19 protein-coding genes are annotated in these 24,513 nt (G+C 62.6%); 8 read left to right on the top strand and 11 right to left on the bottom strand.

Features of this window, described 5'->3' with window-relative positions; translation table 11 throughout:
- Positions 1-342 precede the first annotated feature (342 nt).
- Positions 343-534: a hypothetical protein gene (locus tag TQ98_RS12275; RefSeq protein WP_044872724.1), complete on the top strand. Its 192-nt coding sequence runs from the start codon at positions 343-345 to the stop codon at positions 532-534.
- On the opposite strand, the gene TQ98_RS12270 is transcribed toward TQ98_RS12275, so the two are convergent.
- From TQ98_RS12270 to TQ98_RS12240, 6 genes are all read right to left on the bottom strand, one after another.
- Positions 506-1,495 carry a tyrosine-type recombinase/integrase gene (locus TQ98_RS12270; RefSeq protein WP_044872725.1) on the bottom strand — a complete coding sequence of 330 codons (990 nt, stop codon included), beginning with the start codon at positions 1,493-1,495 and terminating at the stop codon, positions 506-508. The genes TQ98_RS12275 and TQ98_RS12270 overlap by 29 nt on opposite strands.
- A 972-nt stretch (positions 1,496-2,467) precedes the next feature.
- On the bottom strand, positions 2,468-4,030 hold the full coding sequence (locus tag TQ98_RS12260; RefSeq protein ID WP_044872727.1) for a DUF1254 domain-containing protein: 1,563 nt from the start codon (positions 4,028-4,030) through the stop codon (positions 2,468-2,470).
- Positions 4,031-4,154: 124 nt separating this feature from the next.
- Positions 4,155-4,427, bottom strand: coding sequence for a hypothetical protein (locus tag TQ98_RS12255; RefSeq protein WP_174688561.1), 273 nt, complete (start codon positions 4,425-4,427; stop codon positions 4,155-4,157).
- A gap of 200 nt (positions 4,428-4,627) precedes the next feature.
- The gene (locus TQ98_RS12250; protein ID WP_052659203.1) at positions 4,628-6,037 is read right to left on the bottom strand and encodes a DUF1254 domain-containing protein; all 1,410 of its coding nucleotides are present in this window, start codon (positions 6,035-6,037) and stop codon (positions 4,628-4,630) included.
- A gap of 95 nt (positions 6,038-6,132) precedes the next feature.
- Positions 6,133-6,795, bottom strand: a complete 663-nt coding sequence (locus TQ98_RS12245) for a DUF3313 domain-containing protein (protein ID WP_197708594.1) — start codon at positions 6,793-6,795, stop codon at positions 6,133-6,135.
- 97 nt (positions 6,796-6,892) lie between these two features.
- A complete protein-coding gene (locus tag TQ98_RS12240) occupies positions 6,893-8,179 on the bottom strand; it encodes an OmpP1/FadL family transporter (protein WP_242443097.1) in 1,287 nt (428 codons plus the stop codon).
- A gap of 540 nt (positions 8,180-8,719) precedes the next feature.
- Between TQ98_RS12240 and TQ98_RS12235 the strand changes: the two genes are divergently transcribed.
- The 7 genes from TQ98_RS12235 to TQ98_RS12210 all read left to right on the top strand — a co-directional run bounded on the left by TQ98_RS12235 (position 8,720) and on the right by TQ98_RS12210 (position 16,284).
- Complete coding sequence (locus TQ98_RS12235) at positions 8,720-9,742, top strand: AraC family transcriptional regulator (protein WP_052659204.1); 1,023 nt, start codon at positions 8,720-8,722, stop codon at positions 9,740-9,742.
- Positions 9,743-9,973: 231 nt separating this feature from the next.
- A complete protein-coding gene (locus TQ98_RS27770; RefSeq protein WP_158249357.1) occupies positions 9,974-10,135 on the top strand; it encodes a hypothetical protein in 162 nt (53 codons plus the stop codon).
- A 62-nt stretch (positions 10,136-10,197) separates the two neighbouring features.
- Positions 10,198-11,331, top strand: a complete 1,134-nt coding sequence (locus TQ98_RS12230) for a DUF5938 domain-containing protein (protein ID WP_044872731.1) — start codon at positions 10,198-10,200, stop codon at positions 11,329-11,331.
- Between the two features lie 56 nt (positions 11,332-11,387).
- On the top strand, positions 11,388-11,792 hold the full coding sequence (locus TQ98_RS12225) for a hypothetical protein (protein WP_044872732.1): 405 nt from the start codon (positions 11,388-11,390) through the stop codon (positions 11,790-11,792).
- A 144-nt stretch (positions 11,793-11,936) separates the two neighbouring features.
- Positions 11,937-12,413 carry a 2,4'-dihydroxyacetophenone dioxygenase family protein gene (locus TQ98_RS12220; RefSeq protein ID WP_044872733.1) on the top strand — a complete coding sequence of 159 codons (477 nt, stop codon included), beginning with the start codon at positions 11,937-11,939 and terminating at the stop codon, positions 12,411-12,413.
- Positions 12,414-12,485: 72 nt separating this feature from the next.
- Positions 12,486-14,858 (top strand): arylsulfatase, encoded by a 2,373-nt coding sequence (locus TQ98_RS12215; protein ID WP_044872734.1) that lies wholly within the window; start codon positions 12,486-12,488, stop codon positions 14,856-14,858.
- Between the two features lie 151 nt (positions 14,859-15,009).
- Positions 15,010-16,284, top strand: a complete 1,275-nt coding sequence (locus TQ98_RS12210) for an anaerobic sulfatase maturase (RefSeq protein WP_052659205.1) — start codon at positions 15,010-15,012, stop codon at positions 16,282-16,284.
- 87 nt (positions 16,285-16,371) lie between these two features.
- Here the strand turns inward: TQ98_RS12210 and TQ98_RS12205 are convergent, their stop codons facing one another.
- From TQ98_RS12205 to TQ98_RS12185, 5 genes are all read right to left on the bottom strand, one after another.
- Positions 16,372-18,801: an MMPL family transporter gene (locus TQ98_RS12205; protein WP_044872735.1), complete on the bottom strand. Its 2,430-nt coding sequence runs from the start codon at positions 18,799-18,801 to the stop codon at positions 16,372-16,374.
- A gap of 30 nt (positions 18,802-18,831) precedes the next feature.
- Positions 18,832-19,905: a YCF48-related protein gene (locus TQ98_RS12200; protein ID WP_044872736.1), complete on the bottom strand. Its 1,074-nt coding sequence runs from the start codon at positions 19,903-19,905 to the stop codon at positions 18,832-18,834.
- A gap of 73 nt (positions 19,906-19,978) precedes the next feature.
- Positions 19,979-21,340, bottom strand: a complete 1,362-nt coding sequence (locus tag TQ98_RS12195; RefSeq protein WP_044872737.1) for a DUF1329 domain-containing protein — start codon at positions 21,338-21,340, stop codon at positions 19,979-19,981.
- Between the two features lie 32 nt (positions 21,341-21,372).
- Positions 21,373-23,211 carry a DUF1302 domain-containing protein gene (locus TQ98_RS12190; RefSeq protein ID WP_044872738.1) on the bottom strand — a complete coding sequence of 613 codons (1,839 nt, stop codon included), beginning with the start codon at positions 23,209-23,211 and terminating at the stop codon, positions 21,373-21,375.
- Positions 23,212-23,270: 59 nt separating this feature from the next.
- The gene (locus TQ98_RS12185) at positions 23,271-24,440 is read right to left on the bottom strand and encodes an acetyl-CoA acetyltransferase (RefSeq protein ID WP_044872739.1); all 1,170 of its coding nucleotides are present in this window, start codon (positions 24,438-24,440) and stop codon (positions 23,271-23,273) included.
- Between the last annotated feature and the right edge of the window lie 73 nt (positions 24,441-24,513).

Here is a 24,513-nt window from a genome sequence, read left to right as displayed (position 1 = left end):
TCAGACCTGAAGCATGTCCTTCTCCCCTGCGCTGTTCCATGTGCTGGACCATAGGCTTATTTGCACCTTTCACGACGAACTAGTGTTCCCGCTGAAGACAGCAGTTGGATCGCCAGCAGAGTAGCTACTGCACTTTCTCTGGGTTGATGGGCCCCACAGCGGTCAAGGGCTGTGGGATGCCCAAGTGCCCAGGGAATATCCCGGCGCTTTCGACATAGCACAAGGCAGATTGCCCATCGCTCCAACCGACATACTGCATCAGCGCCTTGCCACATCAATCGTATTGAGTAGGGTAGAAAACACCCGGCATACTCCCCGCCGACATTGAATGAGCATGGGACTGTGAACCTTCAGGACGCCACCCTCGCCCTCTTCCTCGCCGCCCGCCTCCACGGCAGCAACTCCGCGATCAAGGCCACCGCCAAGCGCTGCGCCAAACTGCTGCCGCGTAGCAAGCGCGACCTGATGTACGCCATTGTCGACAGCAGCGAGCCGCTCCGCCTGGTCAACTACCTGGCCGAGCACCTGGACTAGGTGGACCCGGACGCTCTTCAGCCTCCAGGCTTGGCGTAAACGGCCGCAATTGCCCGGGGAAGAAGCCGGTGCTGTCCACGTAGCGCATCGCCGACTTGGCATCACGCCACCCCACATAGCCCATCAAGGCCTTCTGGTCCCAGCCGCTGCGCGTGGCCCAGGTGGCGAAGCCGCGACGCAAGGAATGGCTGCTATACAGCTCGGCGGAAAATCCAGCCTCCTTCAAGACCGATCGTAGCAGTGGGATGACGCTGTGCGGGTGCAGCCCCTGCTCGCTCAGGTGGCCCCAACGATCGATGCCGCGGAACACCGGCCCGCGGGCAATCCCCGCCAGGCTGATCCAGTCGCTGTAGGCCTGCACCGGACAGAGCCGGGCCAGCGCCGGCGCCTGATAGGTCTGGCCCTGGTTGTCGCGGTCGCCCTTGCTCCAGGGCAGGAACAGCTGCATGCCCTGCCCCGGCCGCACCTGGATGTGCTCGACCTGCAGCCGGCACAGCTCGTCGCTGCGGAAGGCGCGCCAGAAGCCGATCAGCAGCAGCGCGCGGTCGCGCCAGCAGCGCAGCAGCCGCGGCAAGTCACCATCCGCCCGCGCGGTCTCCCCCGCATGCTCCAACCAGGTGATGCACTGTTCCAGCTCGCGCAGTTGCAGCGGCTCGGCCTGCTTATCCGGCTTCGGGTGCAGGGTGCGGATGCCCTTCAGCACCTGGCGCACCAGCGGCGTCTTGGTCGGGTCGGGAAAGCCCTGGCTGACATGCCACTGCGCCAGGGCCGCCAGGCGCAGCTTGAGGGTGCTGCTGGCCAGGCTGCCGGCATGGTCGACCAGGTAGCGCACGATGGCATCGCTGGTGGCCGGCAGGAAGCCGCCCCAACTCACCTCGAAGTGCTCGATCGCCTGCTGGTAGCTGCGCCGGGTATTCGCCCGGGTGCCCGCCTGCAGGTAGCGCTCGATTTCCTGACTCACTGCCCCTCCCCGCCTCGGCGTACTGCATTTCGACCGCAACTTAATCGAAAAGCGGCCTGATCTTGGATAATTCGTGATTTTCAATCGCTAATGAATTCCCTACAACATCATGCCACCATACTTTTCCTGCCAACGTTCTCGGGGCCAACGTACTACTGAGATCGAGAGGCAAGGCAGTGTGCGAAGTATATAGATGCCGTCCACATCATGATTTGAGAAAGCGCATCCGGGTCAAAGGATGACTGACGTTAGATTCTGTAGCGCTTATATCCGCCTGAAGTTCTGCAGAACCGTCCCCCTCGAGGCCCGTAATAGACATTCCCTCCGGCGCAGGAGCAACTCCCACCTTGTGCCTTGCTGGTCGCGTCATATTACTTCTGCAAACTTACGTTCTCGCGCCGGTTTTTTCTCCCTCGATGGATGCTATTTGCCGTTGCTGCTCGAACTGGGCTGTAATCGGTGTTATGACTGATTCTTGAAGCACCTCAAACTGATTCAACGCGGTTCGAGTGATTCCAAGGGGCCCGGAGTTCTGGCTCATCTGGTACTCCTGGATAGCCTGGGCAGCTCCGAGCCGTAGGTACGGATCTCTCGGATTGCCCCTCTCAACGACCTGGCGGGTCAGGCCGGCGTAGTCGGTTCTGGGAAGAGATTCGTAGAAGGCCAACATCGATCTCCCCGCCTCCACCGCTTAACCAAGCGGTTCACGCAGTACCTCTACCTCGGCAATGGCCTTTCGTACCGATTCGTTCGAGCCAAGGAATACCCATTCCTCAGGCTGGCCAAGTATGGCTCGCTAACCTGCTTGTAGGCATCCATTCGAGTGTCTACCGCAGACTTGGCCATATGACGACTCCGCTGGAGTGCTGTCGAGCACTACCGCGACTCCACCAGAACCGCAGGCACAGGGGAAAAGCCAAACGATGAAGAGCCCCCGGCCCTGCGTATTCAGCTGAACGGCTATCGGCGTCTCTATTTCACCTCTTCGATTTCACCAGGGCGCCAGGTCTGGTCGAACCAGGGCTCGAGCGGACCGTACAGCCGGAACAGCGTGTACCAGGCTTTTCCAGGTACGGTCTGGATCCAGTTAGCGTCCTTGCCTTCCGGCGCCTTCGGGCCGAAATACAGGTCAACGGAGCCGTCTGCGTTGGCGATCAGGTCATCGCGCTTGTTGTTCTTGCTGGGAAATGTCTGTCCTGTTTGCAGCTCGGACCGGGTTTGCGGGTCGTAGACCACTATGGACCAGAAATTCTTGGCGGGTGCGTTGGCGGGGATGTTCAGCCTGTAGGTTTTGCTGCCGTCCAGGTAGGCACCCTTCCTGTCAGTCGCCGCATAGGCGTACTGCGAGCCCGCCCCGACCATCTTCAACACCATGGCCGGGGTGTTGACGGTGGCCTGGTAGAAGAACAGCGTCCGCGCATCCAGATTGCGGCCGCCCATGCCTTTGTCTGATAGCCACTGATAATCGCCGCCGATGAATGCATGCGTCCATGCACTACCCGGATAGAGAGGGGCGTCTTTAAAGCGCGGCCGGAAGCTGATTGCCCGGGCGGTCGCGTTGCCGATGGCGACCGCCTCGGTGAGGATCTTCCGCATCCGCGCGTCCGGTGCGAAGGGTTTACCCTTCTCGATGCCGATAGCGGCGAACAGCCCACGGAGTTCCGGGTCAAGCATCGACACCGGCTCGCGATCGATCACGGTATGCAGCTCTTCGTAGAACTTGAAGTTGTTGGCGTGGATGGTGTTGAAGAATTTCCGCGAGGCGCTGACAAACTCCATCTTCGGAGGATTGCCCTTGCTGGACAACGGATAGACCTTTACTCCGCTTTCGAACATCTTGGTTGCGGCATCGGGTTTGCCGTCCACCAGGAAGCCGCGCAGGATCAGCCAGTTGACGTAACTGGTCGACCTGGAAACGAAGTATTTCTCACCTTCGACGACAGCTTCCATACCACCCACTGGCGGATCGAGATCCCCCTTATAGTCCGGTGGCAGGATCAGGTACTTACCCCCCTTGCCGCGGTCAGGGCCGGGGGCGCCCATGTCCGTTACGAAGCGGAAGTACGCGTCGTTGACAGTCCCAGGGCCCGACCCTGGTGGAATCTCGACAACGGTTGCGCCGTCCTTCTCGAGATTCAGGAACACCGACAAATAGACCGTGTCGGTGTTGCCGGTCAGCATCAGAGGAGCCGAATCCAGCAACTTGTCCATGATGAGTGCCTTGTTCGAGGCATCCACCCCCATGCTGAGGTGACCCAGGCGCAGCCCTTCAATGGAGGTGGCGGGGATACCATTGAGGAAGGTCTCCACGCCTCGCATGAGGTCGAGGTTGTCATACAGCGCCTCGACCGTCGCCGCATCCGGCATTCCGTCGAAGAAACGCAATGTGCCCAGTCGGGTTTCGACGGAGTCCGGGGTCATGACCTTGTCGGGAATCCGGTAGTTGTAACCCGGTGTCTTGTCCTGCGCTACGGCAACTGATCCGCAACTCAGCATGGCCAACGCGGCCAGGCACATCCTGTATTTGGGCGTCATCGGAACTCGCTCTCTTTATTCGCTTGGCTATCTGACAGGGCACGCTGAGACGGCTCAGCGGCACTACGTTATATGGGCGTCACACAATCGGTGCAGCCCCTGACCGGGGCCAGTCTTCCCCCCTTCAAGACCTCAAAACCTCGGTGGTGAGCTCATCAATGAGAGGCTTGAGATCAGCACTGTCGTTGAACAGCGTCTTCCCAAAGCCCTTGCGCACGACGCGCAGCACGGCCTTGCCAGCGCTGGTGTCGATCAGTTCCCCTTCCATATACAACTCGGCATCCTCGTCGCGCTCACTAGCGGCAGCCACCGGCAAAGCGCGACAGCATTCTGCAAAACATAAAAAGCCATGGCTCAGGTTCCACCCCCAGCAACGAGGGGGCATGACGTTGAACAAGACGGGAAAGCAACCAGAGCTCAGGCCTCGGGGCGCCGACGCTGTACTAGGATGAGGCCATGACATACGCGGCCGCGTGGTATCTGGGAGTGCCGAAGGTGAGACAAGGGGATTACCGCCCCCTCCGAATCAGGCTTGCGAACAACGAGTAGCCCAATGGGCCCCAATGCCAACTGCATTGGGGCATCTCACCAAGGCAGCTAATTGACGCGGACGATCTGCGGCGGAGTCCAGCTACCATCCAGGATCGAGGGGTTGCCCTCCTTCGGCCAGTACATTCGCATCATTGGCAGGAAATCACCTTGAGGTGCCGGCAGCCAGTTGGCCTCCTTGTCCTTGCCGGGAGAATGGTGTTGGAAGTACAGCGTAAGCGAGCCGTCGGCGTTGTATTGCAGATCGTTGCGCGCGCTGACGGTGAACTTGCTGAGCGGGTTCGGCACGAACCACCAACCTTTGTCGATCTCATACATGGTGATGGACCAGAAGCCGTTCGCCGGGGGCGTCTGCCCCTTGGGGAACGTCAGGGTGTACTTGTTTGCGCCGTTGAGTTTCTGTCCGTCGCTGTCCACCTCGGTGTAGGGATACACCGCGTCCCTCTCCACGTTTGCGGGCCAGCCGAAGGCTGCGACTACGGCACGCTTCATATAGTCAGTGCCGTATACACCAAGCCCCTTGGTGTAGGTCCAGCCGTTGACCTTGTGTCCCAGGGTGCCTTGGTTGGCCCCGATCTCCTTCAGGGCGACCTCTGGCAGGTCGCTCAACTTCGCTTGCAGCGCCGAGTCCAGGTTGCCGAGTTTGAACGGCTTGCAGGGTTCGATGCCAAGCTTGGCCATGCGGACCAGGATAGCGCCGTCCTCAGCGGCGGGAGGCGCCGCTTCACACATCAGTTCGGCGAGCTTGTTGAAATAGGTCTCGGTACTCATGCCGAGAATGACTTCCTGCGGTTTGGCCGTCATGCTGAAGGCCGGATTCGGATCCACTGCTGGAGCCTTGGGCGTATAGGGTTTACCCCAGGCCGACAGCGGGGTGAGCTTCAATTGCGCCTGTAAGGCATTGACGGTCCCGTAATCCTTGTCGGTGCCGTTGGCGTAGGTGCGCCCCAGAATCAACATCTTTCGGGTGGCGGATTTGATCTGCTTCATACCCTCGGGCACCTTGCCCTCCCAGCCCGGCCCGGTCAGCAGATAGTTGGCCGCAGCGCCGCCTGCGGTGCGCGCCCCAGGCGAGTCGAAGATGGTCATCCACAGGTTGTACATCGGCATCAGGTAATAACGATCGCCCATGTCGGGATGACTGAATACCTGCGGCTCGCTCAGATCCGCCCAAGCAATCGAGTAGAGCGTGTCGGCATTCGGTGCCGACACGCCGCGGTACCCCGCCGGCGGATAACGCTTGACGTTGAAGAACTGCCCCATGGGGGCATGTTCGTTGTCCACCTTGTCTACGTTGGTCATCTGCACACGGGTGACCTCGGTAGTCATCAACGAATAGCCGTAGACGTAGGCGTCCTTGGCAATCTGCAGGAGTTCGTCCTGATCGGCAGCCGATGCATGGCCGGCTAGCCCCTGGCTGATAGCGGCAGCCAGCATGGCTGTAGATGCAATTTTCATATGCATTCTCCTTGGCTATGAGACGGTTTTTGCGCACAGGAACACAGCGCGGTCTGGATATCGAATCACTTACTCGCGCACAGTCCCCTGCAGGGCTAACGGAACTTCAAAACGTCGGTGGTGAGTTCGTCGACAACCGGCTTGAGATCGGCGAATCCAATAGCCTGACGGTCATTGCTCAGCGTCTTCCCAAAGCCCTTGCGCACGACGCGCATCACGGCCTTGCCGGTGCTGGTGTCGATCAGCTCCCCTTCCAGGTACAACTCGGTATCCTGGTCGCGCTCGCCGGTGGCGGCCATGGTGCCGGCCACCACCAGAGCGATGGGGATGACCTCATAGGGCTTGAGCCCCTCGGTGTTGGCACTGACGCCGGTAATGGCCCCGCGAAACTCGAGGGTGCGAGGCCCGGTGGAGAAGCCCACCAGTTGGAACCTGCTGGACAACGCCTCGCCCAGGCGCGCGTTGGCGTACTTCAACAGTTCGTCGTAGGTCTGCTGCCCAATGCGATCTGTCGTTTGCGGGGTGGGGTAAAAGCGCAGCGGCTGAAAGATCAGCTTGTCGTAGTTGGCCACATTGAACGCGGGATCCACCCAGCGCAGGGCCTTCTGGCCGCTGGCGGTTTCGACGGTTTCCAACCCGTCGTAGCTGGGAAGAAATCCCGAATACTGCTCCTGGCTCACCGTTTTACTGGTGCATCCATTCAGGAGTATTGCTGCAGCCACGAGGCTGCCTGCCATCAGGGTCCTGGTCTTCATCATGATCGTGCTCTCTCCTTGTTGGACATTAGGTTCTACGAGTCCCTGTACATGCATGCGTTGTGCATCCAACCGCGTCACGGACCACCACTCACAACACTCAGAAGCGCCAGGTAGCGCTGGCACTGAGCGCCTGGATCCAGGCATTGTCGAATTCGCCGGAGACCCGCTGGGGGTCATTCACGGGAAGCGACTTCTCCTGGCTGATCTCCATGTCCCCGAGCCAGACCATTTCATAGCTCAGGTTCATCTCGGTCTGGGCATCCAATGCATAGGTCAGGCCCGTGCCGATGCGCCAGGTTTCGGCCATCGGCACCGTGAGCGTGCGATCCTCGTCATCCACCGGCGAGCTGTCGTAGCCCACGCCGAAACTCCACATCCACCGTGGATCGAACCGGTACTGGGTGCCGACAGAGAGATGCCAGGTATCGTGATAATTCGCCTCAAGCGTTGCTGAGCGAGGCTGATTGCTGTCCAGATCGACGCCCACCTCACCAAACCTGGACCAGTCTTGCCAATTGGCACTGGCCAGGAGTGCCCACTGCTCATCGAGCTGGTGGTAGAGGCTGAAGGTCAGGGTTTGTGGCACATGCATATCGATGCGGGTGGCGGCATCGAGCAGCCCGCGATCGCGCAGCAAGCGCGTCGTCACGGGGCCGACACCCTGAAGGTCCAGGCCATCCTCGAACTCGATGTCGATCTCGCTCGTATAGCTCAGGCCCAATCGCGTCCCGGGAGCAGGGGCATAGACAACCCCCAGATTGCCGCCATAGCCCCAATCATGATCCTGGTATTTCAACTGGCCGTCCGGGCGCTGGAGCAGTCCCAGCGGATCGTTGTTCACGGCCAACTGGGTATCCAGCGTGGCATAGAAAGCACGCAGGCCAACGCCGAATGCCCACTGCTCGTTGAGGCGATAGGCCAGTGCCGGCATGAGCGACATACCGAGCAATTCGCCGTTCTGCAGGAAGTAGCGGCCGCTCCAGTCATTCTCATAATTGAGATTGAGGCCGAAGTCACCGTAGCTGGCAAACCCGACCGACCAGCCATCGCCGATTTCCCGGGTCACGAACAAGCTCCCGCCTGGGGACCACTCCATCGCGTTGCCGCTGTCTCCCCCTGCGACGTTGGTGTTTGCGTCCAACTCGAAGTCCAGGTTGCTGTGCAGCACCTGGGCGCCAGCGGTGATCTGCGTACCGGGCAACCAGGCCATACCCGCCACGTTGCTGGCGAGGGTGGCAGGCCCCTGGGCTCTGGCTGCGGCTCCCGCATTGGCCAGCCCCACGTTGTCCGTGCCGATCTCATAGAGCATCAGGCCTCCGGCCAGCAATTGACCGGGCAACACCATGAGGGCGGCTGAAACTGCCATGTAAAGACGTGGAGTCATCCTTTTATCCTTGTTTGCGATACGTGCAGCGATGCGCCTCTCCTGCTTCACCAACTCGATGTCACCTGGTGGCCAGGACGTGTCGAAGTCAGCCTATAGCGGGTTGAAGAGACGCAAGATAGGTATATAGCTGGTCAGAAATCCGGCGTTGAACAATCCGAGTTTCCTGTGAGTGAGGCTCCAGTCCGATTCGGCGTGCGCAACTGACCCTTCTGCGCTACCCGTAGCCCCGTCACTCGTACGAACTCCCCTTTTTGAAATATGGGGACAGTACGTACCCCTCTGCCAGCGTAGTGCAACTGAGCCGTTATCGTAGCTACCGCCTGTTCCTGGCGCTGGTCAAAAGCACATTCCGTCTTGATTCGAGGGGTGCCGTGCATATGGCAACTAGCCGCCATATTCTTTCGCCGGGGGAAAGACCCCGTCTACCATTCGAGTGCAAACTTTGCCCGAATTGTGAAAGGGTTTGCGTAACACGTGATTCGCACCGGAGGTTGCCATCCGGTTGCAGACGACAGCGTCAGGTCGCTGGGGACACCAATGGATACTCAGATAGAAAGGAAACCACTCGATCGATTTGCGGTCATCCGGACCGACGACGTCGAAGAGATGAGAGTGGCGGCCAGCCCATTTTACGGTGAGCTGTATTTTTCCGTCGCCGATGACTACAGAGACTTTCGCGCCCGAGCCAACCATTGCCAGCTCAACGATATGGCAATCTCCTATGTGAGTTTTGGGAGCGCAGTCGATCAGGCCTATTACCCTGACACTTCGGCCAGCTACGCCGTACCGATTGCCATTGCCGGAACCGGCTGGGGCAAAACGCGGGGCCAAAAGGTGAGTCTTGCCGGACGACAAGGCTTGATTGCATCACCGGGTGAGCGAACCGAGTTGCACTCCGATCCCGACTTCGAGGAGATCGCAGTCTTGCTGGACGCCTCTGTAGTAGAGCGAAAGCTCGCCTGCCTGGTCGGCGCTGAAGTCAACGGGGGCGTCATCTTCGACCCGGCCTTCGACTTCGAAAATCCGGTCGGCCGACAATGGTGGCGGCTGTTGTGCTTTCTCATCGGGGAGGCCGAGGCGTGCGAGGTCGGCATTCCGCTGACCTCATTGAGTGAGATTGAGCAGGCGCTGATCGTCATGTTCCTCAAGGCCAGCCGCCATAGTCTCAGTCACTTGTTGAATGGTCCGCACCGCGATGTCGCACCCAGAACAGTCCGGCTTGCGGAAGAGTACATCGAGGCTCACTGGGACCAGCCCATCACAGTGGAACGCCTGGCGCAGCTTACCAATGTCAGCGTGCGCAGCTTGTTTCATTCCTTCAAGAAGAATCGCGGTTACTCTCCGATGGGCTTCGTGAAGCAGGTGCGCCTTCGCCACGCGCGCCAGATGCTACTGAGCGGCCAACCGGGGACGACCGTAGCGGCGGTCGCCTATAAGTGCGGATTCGGTAATCTGGGCAATTTCGCAATGGACTATCGCAGAGCGTTCGGTGAACTTCCGTCGAGTACGGTGAAGTCCGCATGGAGTTCGACAACCCCAACTGAGCAAGCTGCGCGCTGAGCCCGCCCCTCTGCGTTCGAGAAGTCACTGAAATCTGCGCTTGCGGAAACATCTCCGACGGCACTCGCGCGCCGGATGCGTGCGTCCATGGTCCCCCTCGGCGTGGGGGGGTTCAAAAAACACCCGTTCTCTATCTTTGAGTCCAGTCAACAGGTGCTGGATTCGACTCCACCTGGCGCGGCGAGCCGCACCTGCTGAGCTCAGACATTGCTTGAACAGCAGGTGAAGAAGATGAAAACGACAATCGTGCTATCGGCCGCCGCCTCACTGGTCGTGATTGCCACCTTCCTGGGCGCCGCGTGGATACCGTCCCGCCAAATTGCCGCGAATGAATGCCAGGCGAACCGAATTGCCTGTTTCCCGCCTGCAGTGAGTTTTGCGTTCCCTCACTGAAACCTGCATCGCTCCCCTGCCCGTATTCCTTCAACAGCAGCAAGAACAAGAGAACACACGAAATGGCTAAGTACCCCGTCGTTGTCTACGGCGCCAGTGGCTACACTGGCATGCTGACCATGGATTGGCTGATCGACCAGAACATCCCCTTCACCGCCGTGGCGCGCAACGCCGGGCGGGTGCGCGAAATGATGGCGCAACGCGTGGTACGCCTGGAGTCGGCCACCTACGAGATCATCGAGGCCGAGCACAATGTCGAGTCGTTGGTCGACGTGTTCAAGGGTGCCAAGGTCGTCTGCAACACCGTCGGCCCCTTCTCCAAGTTCGGCCTGACCGCTGTGGAGGCGGCACTCAAGGCTGGCTGCCACCACCTCGACACCACGGGCGAGCAAGCCTACGTGCGGCAAGTCCGCGATCAATTCGGCGAGCTCTACCGCCAGGCCGGGCTGCTGGTCTCCCCTTCGCTTGCGTACATGAACACCTTTTCGGAAATCGCCGCCGAACTCGCGCTGGAACAGCCCGGTATCGACGCCCTGGAAACCTCGGCCCTGTGCCGTGGCCCTCGCGGTGTAGGTGCCGGGGTGACCGTGGGGTCCACTGCGTCGATCTTCGAGATGTACCGCGCCGAGCCTTGCTACCTCTGGGAGAAGAAACTGGTACCGCACCCGGTCGGCGCTTCGTTCCAGATCCACTCACCGCACTTCATGCAACCGGTATTCGCTCTGCCCTGGGGCGGCACTTCGCTGCCGATCTACCTTGAGAACGATCCGCGCGTGCGTTCCTGCGTCTCCTGTGTCGGCTTCTACGACAACGATGCGATGAAGATGGTCCATGCGCTCGGCGAAAAGTGGGAGGCCGAGTACAAGCACCTGCCAATCGAAGCCCAGGATCAGGTACTTAAGGGCATTGTCGAGGCGACCACCCCGAGCATGCCGCCACGTGAGCGCACTACCCTGACGCGCACCGTCGATACCGCCATCGGCCGTGGCCAGCTTTCTGCCGTGCGCGCCGAAGTGTTCGGCACCACGCCCTACATCACCACCGGTGCGCTGCAGACCGCAGGCGTTATCAAGCTGCTCGACGGCGAGGTCGCCAGGGTCGGCTTCGCCTCCGGTTCCAAAGCCTTCGGCCACCGCTATCTACTGGGCTTCTGCGAAGAGCGCGGCCTGGCCCGCGCCACCGTCAGCAAGCTCTGATCTCGCCGACCTGACGGCGGCCAGCCCCGCCGCCGTCTCCTGCCGAGGAATACCCCATGTCCGACGGTCATGTTCGTTGGCTGTTTCTTTCCGCCGCCGGGTTCAACCTGGTGGCCGGGCTGCCCTTACTGGTGGCCATGCGCTCTGTCGCCGGGGTTATGGGGTTGGAGATAACACCCACCTCCACACTGTTCATCCAGATCACCATGGGAGTCGTGCTTGTGTTCGCCCTCGTCTACTGGATGATCGCCCGCGACCCGGTGCGCTACCGCCCTTACATCCCGCTGGGGATAGTCCTGAAGCTGCTCGTCGTCCTGGTCATCCACGGCCACTGGCTGGCAGGAAATCTCGACTGGCCCCTGGCCGCGCTGGCAATCGGCGACATCGTCTATGCGCTGCTGTTCTGGCGCTACTACCAGCACACCGCCCTGCCGGCACCGGCACTGCACGGCAGAACCTGAACTTCACACGCAACCACACCCGGAGCCCGACGCCGCCCACCCTACTCTTCGTTGGGGGGGTGATGCCTGGAGGCTACGCCCAGCATGTCTGGGTAATCGCCCTGGCGGGCGACCGATTCCAACCCATCCCAAGGAACGACAAAAATGTTGTACGAAAGCATCGATACCGCCGCCATCAACGACGAAGACCTGCCCTGGGTACCATTCGCGCCCTACAGCAACGAGGTATTGCTCAAATACATCAAGTGCGATCCGGTGCGCGGAGAGACCATCACACTGCTCAAGGCGCCTGCCGGCACTACCCTGCCCCGTCACCACCACTCGGGTACGGTCATCGTCTACACCATCAAGGGCGGTTGGAAGTATCTGGAACACGACTGGGTTTCCCGCGAGGGTGGCGTGGTGTTCGAAACAGCCGGCACCAGCCACACCCCCACCACCCTGCCTGAGTACGGCGACGAGATCATCACCCTGAACATCACCCAGGGCGACCTCCTGTACTTCGACGACAACGACAACCTCTTCGCCATCGAGAACTGGAAATCCGGGGTCGAGCGCTACCGAGCCTTCTGCGCAGCCAATGGTATCGAAGCCCGAGATATCACCAGTTTCTCGATCTGATCGTCGTGGGGGCCGCGCCTGGTGCGCAGGCCCCACTCGCCAGTGCCATACACAACAAGAACGGACCCGCCCATGACCCAGAAGCTGCCACTGCCCGGGCACTTCAGCGTGAAGCTGAGCCTGCTGCTCGCCAGCTCCATCAGCTCCATCGCTGGCGCCCAGGACACCTTGCCATTCCCGCCGACGCCTTCAGCCAGCGACGCCAAGCCAACGCTGCAGGATTCCCGGCACCAGAAACGCGAGCAACAGTCGCACCTGCCGGCCGATACGCCGAATATCCTGGTGATCATGCTCGACGATGCCGGCTTCGCCCAGGCTGATACCGTCGGTGGCAGTATCCATACGCCGACCCTGAGCCGCATCGCCAACAGCGGCGTGCGCTACAACGCCTTCCATACCTCGGCGATCAGCTCCGCCACCCGCGCCGCGCTGCTCACCGGGCGCAATCATCACCGGGTCGGCAACGGCGTGATCGCCGAACTGGCCACGGACTGGGACGGTTACACGGGCGAGATACCGAAAAGCTCCGCGACCATGGCAGAGGTGCTCAAGCAGTACGGCTACAACACCGCCGCCTTCGGCAAATGGCACAACACACCACCACTGCACACCACCGCCGCCGGTCCCTTCGATACCTGGCCGACCGGTTACGGCTTCGAGCATTTCTACGGCTTCCTGGCAGGCGAGACCTCGCAGTACGAACCGCGTCTGTACCGCAATACCACGCCGATTGAACCGCCCCGTGATCCGCGCTACCACCTCAGCGAGGATCTCGCGGCACAGGCGGTGGACTGGCTGCAGGATCACCAGACCTACGCGCCGAGCAAGCCCTTCTTCATGTACTGGGCGCCCGGCGCCGTGCACGGTCCGCATCAGGTGAATGCCGAATGGGCGGACAAATACAAGGGCAAGTTCGACGCCGGCTGGGATGTCTATCGCGAACAGACCTTCGTCCGGCAGAAGGCCCTCGGCTTCATCCCGGCCGATGCAAAACTCACCCCGCGCCCCGCCGAACTGCCGGCCTGGAACAGCCTGAGCCCCGAGCAGCAGCGCTACCAAGCACGTCTGATGGAGGTGTTCGCGGGTTTTCTCGAACACACCGACACCCAGGCCGGCAAGATCATCGACGAGCTGGAACGCTCCGGCCAGCGCGCCAACACCCTGATCTTCTACGTGCTGGGAGACAACGGCGCCTCGGCCGAAGGCATGGAAGGCACCATCAACGAACTGCTGGCGCAGAACGGCATCCCGGTGCCCAAAGAGCAGCAACTGAAGGTGCTCGACGGCATGTACGGCGGCCTCCCGGCCCTCGGAGGGCCGAAGCTGGAGAGCATGTACAATGCGGCCTGGGCCTGGGCTGGCTCCGGTCCCTTCCCAGGCACCAAGCTGGTCGCCGGCTACTTCGGCGGCACGCGTACACCGCTGGCGGTGTCCTGGCCGAAAGGGATCAAGGCAGACCAGAACGTCCGGGGCCAGTTCCACCATGTCAACGACATCGCACCCACCGTCTATGACATCCTCGCCATCACCCCGCCCAAGCAGGTCAACGGCATCGCACAGGACCCGCTGGACGGCGTCAGCATGCGCTACAGCTTCGACGACGCCGAGTCCAAGTCGCGCAAGACCGCGCAGTACTTCGAAGTGCTCGGAAGCCGCGGTATCTACAAGGACGGCTGGATGGCCTCGGTGTTCGGCCCACGCAAGCCCTGGGTGCAAGGTTTTTCCCAGGTCATGGGCTGGAATCCGGCCAATGACCAGTGGGCTCTCTACGACCTGAGCAAGGATTATTCGCAAGCCACCGACGTGGCCGCCAGCAACCCGCAAAAGCTGGCCGAGCTGAAGGCGGAGTTCGACGCCCAGGCCAGGTCCAACAAGGTCTACCCGATCGGCGCTGGGCTCTACCCTCTCCTCCACCCGAACGAGCGGATTGCCACCCATCAACGGGAATGGACCTTCAGCGACCGGGTCACGCGCCTGCCGGAGTTCGCCGCGCCCAACTTGCGCTGCCAGGACAACAAGGTGCTGGTGGAGGCCGACCTGCCGGCGAACGCCAGCGGCGTGCTCTACGCCATGGGCGGTATCGGTGGCGGCGTGAGCCTGTACCTGGACGACGGCTACCTGGTCTACGAATACAACTCGCTAGCGATTTCCCGCACCATCCTGCGCTCGGCGGACCGCCTGCCAGCAGGCAAGGCCAGCATCGAGGTGCTGACCCGTATGGCATCGTCAAAACCCGGCGCCGGAGCTAACCTCAGCCTGCTGCTGGATGGCCGGGAAGTGGCCAAGGGCGCCACGCCCTTCACGCCCCCCTTGACCTTCACCGCCAGCGAAACCTTCGATGTGGCCGTGGATCTGGGCTCGCCGGTGACCCTGGACTACTTCGAGCGCGCGCCCTTCGCGCTCAACGGCAAGGTCAATCAGGTGCGCATCGCCTATACCCCCTGACGCGTTCATGACCGCCCCGGCCTGGCCGGGAGCGGTCAGCCGTTCGCCCATCCCCCCGGCCATGGGGGGTGGCCGCCGAGCAACTGCCGCCTAGTCTTTTGCATCGGACTGCGGCAGCTCGCCAGGCGGTCGGCACAGCGGTGACCCAACGATGCACAATCCCGAAGCCATGCCCCAGGGCCTGCACCTCATGGCCAAGCCGGTCGGGCCAATCTGCAACCTCGATTGCAGCTACTGTTTCTACTTGGAGAAGGAGCAGCAGTTTCCACCTCGCGAGCACTTCCGCATGGACGACAAGGTCTTGCGCGACTACGTGCAGCGCTACATCGCGGCACAATCCGGCCCAGAAGTGGAATTCACCTGGCAAGGTGGCGAGCCGACCCTGCTCGGCCTGGAATTCTTCCAGCGCGCCTGTGACTACCAGCGCCGCTTCGCCGGCGGCAAGGTCATCCGCAATACTCTGCAGACCAATGGCACCCTTCTCGACGACGACTGGGGCGACTTCCTCGCCCGCGAGGGTTTCCTGGTCGGTCTCAGCCTCGATGGCCCGCAGGAGGTGCATGACCTCCATCGTCCGGACAAGCGCGGTCGCTCCAGCTTCGACCAGGTGATGCGAGGTCTCAGTGTGCTGCAAAGGTACGGGGTCGAATTCAACGTGCTGGTTACAGTGGCCCGCGAGGTCGCCCGCTACCCGCTAGAGGTCTACCGCTTCCTCAAGGCTGAGGGAGTGCGGCATATCCAGTTCAATCCAGTGGTGGAGCGACAGCCCTCCGCCCCCGAGCAGGGCCGCGGCCTGCACTTCGCCACACCGCCAGAGCTGCACCTGCGTGTCTTGCCTGAGTCGGCGCCGGTCACGCCGCAGACAGTCGAGCCCGAGCGCTATGGCGACTTCCTGATCGCCATCTTCGACGAATGGGTGCGCCAGGATGTCGGCCAGGTCCACGTGATGAACTTCGAATGGGCACTGGCCTCCTGGTGCCAGCTGCCACCTTCGGTCTGCCTGTTCGCCGCGCGTTGTGGCAAGGCGGCGATCGTCGAGCATGACGGCAGCCTCTACTCCTGCGATCACTACATGTACCCGGAGTACCGACTGGGCAACATCCAGACTGACGATCCCGCCACTCTCCTCGCTTCCCCCGCGCAGCAGGCCTTCGGCGCGGCCAAGGAAGAGGCGTTGCCGGCTTATTGCCGCGACTGCGACTACCGCTTCGCCTGCCATGGCGAATGCCCGAAGAACCGTTTCATGACCACGCCCGATGGCGAACCCGGCCTGAACTACCTGTGCCCGGCGTACAAGAAGTATTTCCGCCACCTGACGCCCTACTTGAACACCATGGCCAAGCTGGTCAGCCACGGCCAACCAGCCTCGCTGATCATGCAGGCGTTTTCGGGACCGCTGCTGGTGCCGCTGGGGACCAGAGCCTGAGGCTCTGGCCGCGTCCAACGTTGCGCTGACTCCAAAAAACGACAAAGCCCGGCATGTGATCGCATGCCGGGCTTCATTGCTTATGGATCAGCGCACCTTCTTCAACAGGAAGTGCGACAGCGCCGGGATCAACACCAGGGCACCGACCATGTTCCAGATGAACATGAAGGTCAGCAGGATGCCCATGTCGGCCTGGAACTTGATCGGCGACCAGGCCCAGGTGACCACCCCGGCGGCCAAGGTGATACCCACCAGCGCCACCACCTTGCCGGTGAAGGCCACCGCATTGCGGTACGCCACGCCCAGGGAGAGTCCGGCGCGCTGCTGGGCCAGCTGGACGCTGAGCAGGTACAGGGCATAGTCGACGCCGATGCCCACGCCCAGCGCGATCACCGGCAACGTGGCCACCTTCACACCCATGCCCAGCCAGACCATCAGGGCTTCGCAGAGGATCGAGGTGAGCATCAGCGGCACCACCGCCACCACCACCGCGCGCCAGCTGCGGAAAGTGATGAAGCAGAGCAGGATCACCGCGCCGTACACATAGAGCAGCATGGTGCGGTTAGCCTCGCGCACGACGATATTGGTCGCGGCCTCGATCCCGGCGCTGCCGGCGGCGAGCATGAACTGGCGGTCCTCGGTGCTGTGCTCGCGGGCAAAGCCTTCGGCCACCTTCACCACGTGGTCGAGGGTCTCGGCCTTGTGGTCGGTCAGGTAGGCCACCACCGGCATCATCGAGCAGTCGTTGTTGAACAGTTCCGGGTTATTTACCGACGCTTGCTGGGCGCCGTAGTTGAGGACGTTCTGGTTGCGCGCGATGGTCAGCCACTTCGGGTTGCCCTCGTAGGAGCCGGCGGTGATCTGGCGCACGGCGTTCACCAGCGACACCGTGGTCTGCACACCCGGCTGCTGTTGCAGCAGCCAACCGAGGCGATCGGCCTCCACCAGGCTCTCGTACTTCAGGCACCCCTCCGTGGGGGTCTTCAGCATCACCGCGAAGAGGTCACTGGACAGCGAATAGTTGGAGGTGATGTAGGCATTGTCGCGGTTGTAGCGCGAGTCCGGGCGCAACTCCGGCGCACCGGGGTCGAGGTCGCCGATCTTCAACTGCAGGCTGACCACGAAGCCGAGCACGGCGAGCAGGCCGGCCACTACCAGGGCCGCGCCGGCCCAACGGCGCTCGGTGAAGCGGTCGAGCAAGCTCCACAGCGCTCCCAGGCCCTTGCCGCGCAGCTCGTCGTTCTCGCCACGCAGGCTGCGCTCGGCGGCCTGGCGGCTGACGCCGAAGTAGGACAGCAGCACGGGCAGCAGCACCAGGTTGGTGAAGATCAATACCGCCACACCGATGCTGGCGGTGATCGCCAGGTCCTGGATCACCGGGATATCGATCAGCATTAGCACGGCGAAGCCCACGGCGTCAGCCAGCAGCGCGGTGAGCCCGGCGAGGAACAGCCGGCGGAAGGTGTAGCGCGCCGCCACCAACTGGTGGGTGCCACGCCCGACATCCTGCATGATGCCGTTCATCTTCTGCGCGCCGTGGGACACGCCAATGGCGAACACCAGGAACGGCACGAGGATCGAGAAGGGATCGAGGTTATAACCGAGCAGCGCCACCAGCCCCAGCTGCCAGGCCACTGCGATCACCGAACAGAAGATCACCAGCGCGGTGCTGCGCACGCAGCGGGTGTAGAAGTAGATGATGGCGGTGGCGATCAGCGCGGCGGCGCCGAAATACATCATCACCTGTACCAGGCCGTCGAGCAGGTCGCCGATCAGCTTGGCGAAACCGATGACGCGGACCTTGATCGGCCCCGTGCCCTCCTCGCCCGCCACCCGCGCCGCGCCGTCGAACTCGTACTTGTCGCGCAGCTTCTCTTCCAGGGTGCGGGAGAACGCGTGGTAGTCCATGGCCTTGCCGGTGACCGGGTCCTTCTCCAGCAGCGGCACGAAGATCATGCTCGACTTGAAGTTGTTGCCCACCAGGCTGCCGACGATGCCGGAGCGGGCGATGTTCATCCGCAGTTGCTCCATGCCCTGCGCCGAACCATCGTAGGCGTCCGGCATGACCGGGCCACCACGGAAGCCTTCCTCGGTCACTTCGGTCCAGCGCACGGCCGGCGTCCACAGCGACTTCATCCAGGCGCGGTCCACACCGGGGGTGACGAACAGCTCGTCATTGACCTCCTTGAGCACCTGCAGATAGCGCGGGTCGAAGATATCGCCGCCGCTATTCTCCACCACGACCCGCACCGAGTTGCCCAGCCCCCGCAGAGACTGGCGGTTATCCAGGTAGTTCTTGATGAAAGGATGACTCTGCGGAAGCATTTTTTCGAAGCTGGCGCTGAGGGTCAGGCGCGTGGCGGCGTAGTAGCCCAGCGTCAGGGTGGCGAGCAGGCACGCCAGCACTACCAGTAGCCGGTTGTTGAAGATCAGGCGCTCCAACAGATTGCCGGAGCGCACATCGAAGCCCTTCAGCTCCTGGATCACCGGCATGGTGTCGAGTTCGTAGTTGCCCATGGTTGGTGGCTCTCTGAAAGTCGAGTTAGCTCATTGGAGGGGCAGCAGGTGTACGCCACGGGTCCCCACCAGCACCAGCGAGTCGCCGCTGGCTAACACTGCCGAGGCCGGGGCGAGGGTATCCTGCGGCTGCACGGCGAAGCTGGCACCGTCGTCGGTGCTAACCAGCACATGGCCGGCCTGGCTGAGCAGGACGACCCGTCCAGCGGAGTCGAGGGTGGCGGCAACGATGCTAACCGGCAGACCGAGCTCGACCTTGTGCCAGTTGGCGCCACGGTCGAGGCTCCGATAGAGGTTGCCGCGCAGGCCGTAGACCAGGGCCATCCCCGGCTTGCCGATGACACCGAAATAGGAGCCCTCGTAGGGCGTTACCACAGCCTTGAAACGCCCACTGGCCGCATCCAACTTCAGCACCAGGCCCTGCTCGCCGACGATGTAGAGGTCATCGCCCACCGCACGCAGCCCATAGAGGTTCAATGCGCCGGGGTTCTCGGTGCGCTCCATCCAGGGCGTCCAGCTGCGGCCGCCGTCGTCGGTACGGAAGATCAGGTTGAAGGCGCCGACCACATAGCCGACTCGCTCGTTCTCGAACCAGACATCGAGGAAGGGTTTATCCGCGCCCTCCTCCGTCATCCGCTGCGCTTCGGCGACCAGTGCGGCGATGGCCTCGTTCTGCGGCTCGGCCGCGGCCATGGCCTGGTAATGCGCGAGCATCCGTGGGCCGATCTGGCGGCCGTCGAACAGCCGGGTCCAGGTGGTGCCAGCGTCGGCGCTGTGCAGGACCACGCCATCGTGGCCGACCGCCCACCCCTGGCTGGCGCTTGGAAAGTGCACCGCTACCAGGTCGGAGCTGACCGGCACCTCGGCCTGCTGCCAACGCTGCCCGGCGTCATCGGAATAAAGAATGTGCCCGCGCTGGCCAACCACCACCAGACGCTCGCCCGCACTTGCCAGCCCGGTCAGCGGGCCCTGGGCGGCCAGGTTGCTGTGCAGGGCCGGGGTGTCCAGCGTATCCGCGAACTCCCCTGCCACCACCTGCCGGGTGAAAGGCAGCGCCACGGCCAGGGCCAGCGCGGCAAGCACCATCCACTTGTAGATATTCATCGGCTGATCTCGAAAAAATGCGCCACCGGGAGCACGCCCCGCGGTGACGAAAACCACGCTCAAAGGTGTCGCATCAGCGGATGCCCGTGCCGGCCAGGGACTCAGGCGACCATTGCGCCTTCGACAAGGGCTGGATGTACTTCAGGCCGCCATGGGGGCCGTAGATACCGGTGATGTTGTAACTGCCGGAGACCAGGTCGTAGATCATGTGGTTGTCCGAGTTGGGCGCCTGCACGTCGTAGCTGAAGGCCAGGTGGGCGAAGGAGCCCCGGTAGAGCTGGCCGTTGGCGTCATACTCGTCGGACGCCAGGGCGATCCAGCTGTCCTCGTCGAGGTAGAAGGTGCGCTTGCTGTAGATGTGGCGCTTGCCGGGTTTCAGTTTCGCCTCGACCACCCACACGCGGTGCAGCTCCCAGCGCACCAGGTCGGGATTGACGTGGTTCGGCGTGGTGATATCGGCCGCTTGCTCGTGGTAGTTCAGCTTGTAGGTGTTGTAGGGGACGTACATCTCCTTCTTGCCCAGCAGCTTGAAGTCGTAGCGATCCAGCGCACCGTTGAACACCCAGGCATCGTCATAGGTGGAGCTGCCGGAGGAACCGGGGTTCGGCGTGTCGTAGGCGATATCCGGCGCCAGCTTCACGCGACGCTGCCCTGGCAGGTATTGCCAGCCGCGACGGGGCTGCTTGAGCGGGTTGACCGCATCCTGCACCAGGATCGCCTCGCCAGCGCGACGAGCCGGTCCGGTGTAGCTGATCTTGGTCCTGAAGAAGAGATCGCTGGCCTTCGCCGGTTCGTTGCGGCTCGGGTCGTACAGCGGGTACTCGATGAAGACGTTTCCGGTGGTCGCCAAGGTCGCGTGGCCGGAGGAATCGACGTTCCAGGAGTCGTACTTGAGGCTGGTGGCATGCCCCTGGTAGCGCAGCAGGTGGTTCCACATGGCTTCATTGCCGTCATTGGGAATCGGGAACGGCACGCCTGGCAGAGCGTTCTCCAGGGCCAGGCCACCTTCGGCGATGCGGGTGCCGACGGCATTCTTCGCCGTGTTGTCGAGCAGCTTCTGCGGCAGGCCCACGGTGCGGTGTGTCGGGAAGACGTCGACACGGAAGCTGGGGAAGCGCTTGAGCAGTTCCAGGGTCGTCGCAGTCAGCTTGCTCGCTTGCTCGGCAGCGTTCTTGCCATCGATCACCAGCTTCGGCGATTCACCGGCGAAGGGATCGGGGCGCATGGTGCTGCCTTGCTGGTAGCTGGGTGGTGGAGTGGTCAGGCCGCCCTGGTACTCGGGGATGCTGCCATCGGCGTTGCCCGCTTTCTCCGCGCCGACCGCGGTCAGGGTGGTGCCAAGCTTCGCAGCGACCTCCGGGGATACCGCCGCGTGGGCGACGTTGGCAAAGGCAACCGCAAGGCTGGCGGCCAGCAGTGTATTGACGAGTTTCATCGGTATTCTCCTGCGATCAGGCAGTGGTTCGATCAGAAGGTCGTTTTGAAGGTCAGGGTGACCATGCCGCGATCCTTGAGCTGCGACGGAACGCCGGCGAATGCCGTGGGCTGCCCCACCGTGCAGTTGTACATGCCGTTGGCGCCGGGGGTGGCGCCCTCACCCTGGATGCGACCTGCAGGGGCAGTTCCGGGCACGTCGCAGGTGTCGAAGGGCCCGAAGTTGTCCACGTACTTCAGGTCGAAGCGGTACTGGTTGCGCACATCCATGCCAACCCCGACCGAGTAGCTGCCGGCATCCTCGTTGCCGCCCAGTTGAACGGCGGAATGTCCCTTGAGGCCGACGTTGTAGTTGACCGGCAAGTACATATCGATGCCGGGGAAGACCTGGTACCAGGTCGGGTTGAAGTTGATGCCCAGGACATAGTTGTCCTTGGTCACCTTGTCGACGCCGCGGTACCAGCTCTCGCCCTTGAACAGCTGCTCGTTCTCGGTCACGTCCAGCCAGCGGCTGTAGGCCAGTTCCACCAGGAGCGACGCGGAGTCCCAGACCGGCGTGTCGCCGAAGGTGGCCAGGCCATTTAGCACCGCGTGCAGTGTGTTGCCCCGGGCCACGGCGTTGTCGCCGTCGAAGCTGGAAATGAACCCGGGCAGCCCGGCCGCCGCCCCCGCCGGACTGACCGTGGCCGGCACACTGGCCAGCGGCATGTTTTCGCGGTAGTTCAGGTCGAAGCCAACGCTGACCCCGGCGATGCTTTTCGACAGACTGATGCCGTAGACGTCGATGTCGTCGACGTAGAACTGGTTGTAGGTACCGATGTTGCCGGAGACCAGCTGGACAGGCCCGACGGTGACAGGCTGCAGGGCCAGGTTCGGCAGCACGTCGGAGGTATTGCGGTAGTAGACGCCCAGGGTGCCGTCGAGCCATTCCGGGCTCCACTTGGCCATCAGGCCGAAGTCGCCACGCTTGTCCGGGGTGAAAGCGTGGCCATTGGTCAGGCGCAGGAACTGGTTGGCGCCGATCGGCCCCGGCGCGCCGAAGAACGGGTTGACGCCGCCGATCAGCGAGAGGTCGTCGCCGCCGTGCTGGATGCCGTCGTTGAAGCCGAGATAAGTGCCGGACTCCGGCAGTCGCGACGGGTCCCAGTCGAGGAAGTACTGCGCGCCTAGACTGAATTCCGGCGTCACCGTCAGGTTGGCGGACAGCTGATTGCGCGGGATGAACAGCTCCTTGGCCTCGGTGCCAGGCACCGCCAGCGCCTTGGAGATATCCAGGCCGGATTGGCCGTAGCTGTTGCCGTGGGCGAAGGCGAGGATGGCTTCGCCCCAGTACTGGGTATGGCTGCCGAGCTTGGCGCTGAGCAGGGATTGCTCACCGAACTCCACACTGCCGAAGACGAAGGCGTCGAGAATCTCGGCGGAAGGGCCGTTGTAGTAACGGTCGGCATAGCCGCTCAGGCTGCGGGAATCCGGGCGACCGTCATTGAGCTGGTTGGTCGCGGCGTTGGCGCTGCCGACCTTGTCATAGGCATGGTCATACCAGCTGTTGCTGCTGACCCGGAAGCCCATCTGCTCTTTGTAGATCACGTCCAGTTCAGTGAGCAGGTCGATGCGTTGGGACACCGCGCTGCCGGCGGAGAAGTTGCGGTTACCGTCATTGTTGTTGAAGGAATTGGCCAGCTTGGAGTTGGCGCTTTCCACCCGCTGCGCGTAGTTCAGCTTGAGGGTGTTGTCGAAACGCACGGCCCAGTCTTCGCTCCCGGTGTCGAACTGGAACGCGTGCACCGGCGAGAGTCCGAGCCCCGCCGTGATTGCGGTCGCCAGCAGGCCCCGGTGCAGATTCGTGTGACAGGTCTTATTGTTGTTGTTCATCTAGCTTGCTCACCTTCTCTGTTGTTTCACCAAACGACATTCACGCGTCCCGTGCCCGCTCAGCCCAATGTGCGTTGCAGGACGGTTACCGATACCGATCGGCCCAATGCCGAACTGTGTTGCAGCGCGGTACGCGCGCCTGCAATCTGGCGGCCCTCGGCTTGGCCGCGCAGTTGCCAGACCAGCTCGGTGATCTGCGCCAGCCCCGTGGCGCCGGGCGCGTGGCCGCGTCCCAGCAGGCCGCCCGAGGGACATACCGCGACCTGGCGGCCACGCGTGCTGAAGTTCTGCAGGAGGAACTGGTCCAGCTCCTCCTCACGGCAAAAACCCAGGGCGGCGCTGTTGATCATGAAATCACCGACGCTCTGGTCATGGAGTTCCACCACTTCGATCTCGTCGGGCCCGATACCGGCCTGCTCGTAGGCCTTTTGCGCCACCCGGCGGGTGGCGGCGCGCCCGAGCACGTCGAGCACGCTGGCAGACTCCAGTTCCGAGGTTGTGTCGCTGCTGCGCGCGCAGCTCAGCAGGGCCACATCGCGACGGGCGCCGTAGCGGGCCACGAAGCTCCGTGAACAGAGCAGCACCGCCGCAGCTCCGCAGGCCGGCGGGCAAAGGTAGGGAGCGAGCCAGCCGTCGAAGCAGGACGAGCGATTCAGCACGGCATAGGGATTGATCCTGGCCTGGCCTCGGGCATGGCCGAGCACTTGCTCGAAACTGCTTTCGGCAATCCCCATGCGGGTCAGCAGCCAGTTGGTCTGGGAGGCGAACAGCGCCGCCGGATGCTGCCGGCGGTGAAGGGATGCCAAGGGGTCGCTGCGATGGTGCAGGCTGTCCCACTCCACGCTGGGGTATTCATCCATGCCGAAGAATGCGCGGTTGGTCACACCTGCCGGCATGCATTCGTAGCCCAGGACCAAGACACATTCGGCCTCGCCGCAGAGCACCGCGTGGCGCGCCAACTGAAGGGCGCTACTGCCCGACGCGCAGCCATCGCTGACATTGAAAATCGGCACGCCGGTCAGGCCAACGTGGGCGAGTACCCGCTCGCCGCTTCCTGCCTCGCACTGCACGCACGAGGTGAACACCTGGTCGACCAGGTCGTAGTCGATGCGGGCATCTTCGAGCGCCGCGCGAATCGCCCGGCCTGCCAGCGCAGCGGTACTGTCGCAAGTGCCGAGCGGAACGAACGGCGTCATCCCCACCCCTGCGACCAGCACGCTATCTGCCATGACCCTACCCCTCGATTACCCGCATTCAGCGGAAAGTCGTTCGCCGACCCGATACAAGAGGCACCCCGCCCGC

This window comes from Pseudomonas sp. LFM046 (assembly GCF_000949385.2).
GTDB lineage: Bacteria > Pseudomonadota > Gammaproteobacteria > Pseudomonadales > Pseudomonadaceae > Metapseudomonas.
This window is presented reverse-complemented; position numbering and strand designations above follow the sequence as displayed.

Coding starts and splice junctions, on each gene's coding strand:
- TQ98_RS12260 (WP_044872727.1), bottom strand. CDS start 4,030: ATGACGCCCAAATACAGGATGTGCCTGGCCGCGTTGGCCATGCTGAGT.
- TQ98_RS12210 (WP_052659205.1), top strand. CDS start 15,010: ATGCACAATCCCGAAGCCATGCCCCAGGGCCTGCACCTCATGGCCAAG.
- TQ98_RS12215 (WP_044872734.1), top strand. CDS start 12,486: ATGACCCAGAAGCTGCCACTGCCCGGGCACTTCAGCGTGAAGCTGAGC.
- TQ98_RS27770 (WP_158249357.1), top strand. CDS start 9,974: ATGAAAACGACAATCGTGCTATCGGCCGCCGCCTCACTGGTCGTGATT.
- TQ98_RS12185 (WP_044872739.1), bottom strand. CDS start 24,440: ATGGCAGATAGCGTGCTGGTCGCAGGGGTGGGGATGACGCCGTTCGTT.
- TQ98_RS12240 (WP_242443097.1), bottom strand. CDS start 8,179: ATGACTCCACGTCTTTACATGGCAGTTTCAGCCGCCCTCATGGTGTTG.
- TQ98_RS12230 (WP_044872731.1), top strand. CDS start 10,198: ATGGCTAAGTACCCCGTCGTTGTCTACGGCGCCAGTGGCTACACTGGC.
- TQ98_RS12190 (WP_044872738.1), bottom strand. CDS start 23,211: ATGAACAACAACAATAAGACCTGTCACACGAATCTGCACCGGGGCCTG.
- TQ98_RS12235 (WP_052659204.1), top strand. CDS start 8,720: ATGGATACTCAGATAGAAAGGAAACCACTCGATCGATTTGCGGTCATC.
- TQ98_RS12250 (WP_052659203.1), bottom strand. CDS start 6,037: ATGAAAATTGCATCTACAGCCATGCTGGCTGCCGCTATCAGCCAGGGG.
- TQ98_RS12220 (WP_044872733.1), top strand. CDS start 11,937: ATGTTGTACGAAAGCATCGATACCGCCGCCATCAACGACGAAGACCTG.
- TQ98_RS12225 (WP_044872732.1), top strand. CDS start 11,388: ATGTCCGACGGTCATGTTCGTTGGCTGTTTCTTTCCGCCGCCGGGTTC.
- TQ98_RS12205 (WP_044872735.1), bottom strand. CDS start 18,801: ATGGGCAACTACGAACTCGACACCATGCCGGTGATCCAGGAGCTGAAG.
- TQ98_RS12195 (WP_044872737.1), bottom strand. CDS start 21,340: ATGAAACTCGTCAATACACTGCTGGCCGCCAGCCTTGCGGTTGCCTTT.
- TQ98_RS12245 (WP_197708594.1), bottom strand. CDS start 6,795: ATGATGAAGACCAGGACCCTGATGGCAGGCAGCCTCGTGGCTGCAGCA.
- TQ98_RS12200 (WP_044872736.1), bottom strand. CDS start 19,905: ATGAATATCTACAAGTGGATGGTGCTTGCCGCGCTGGCCCTGGCCGTG.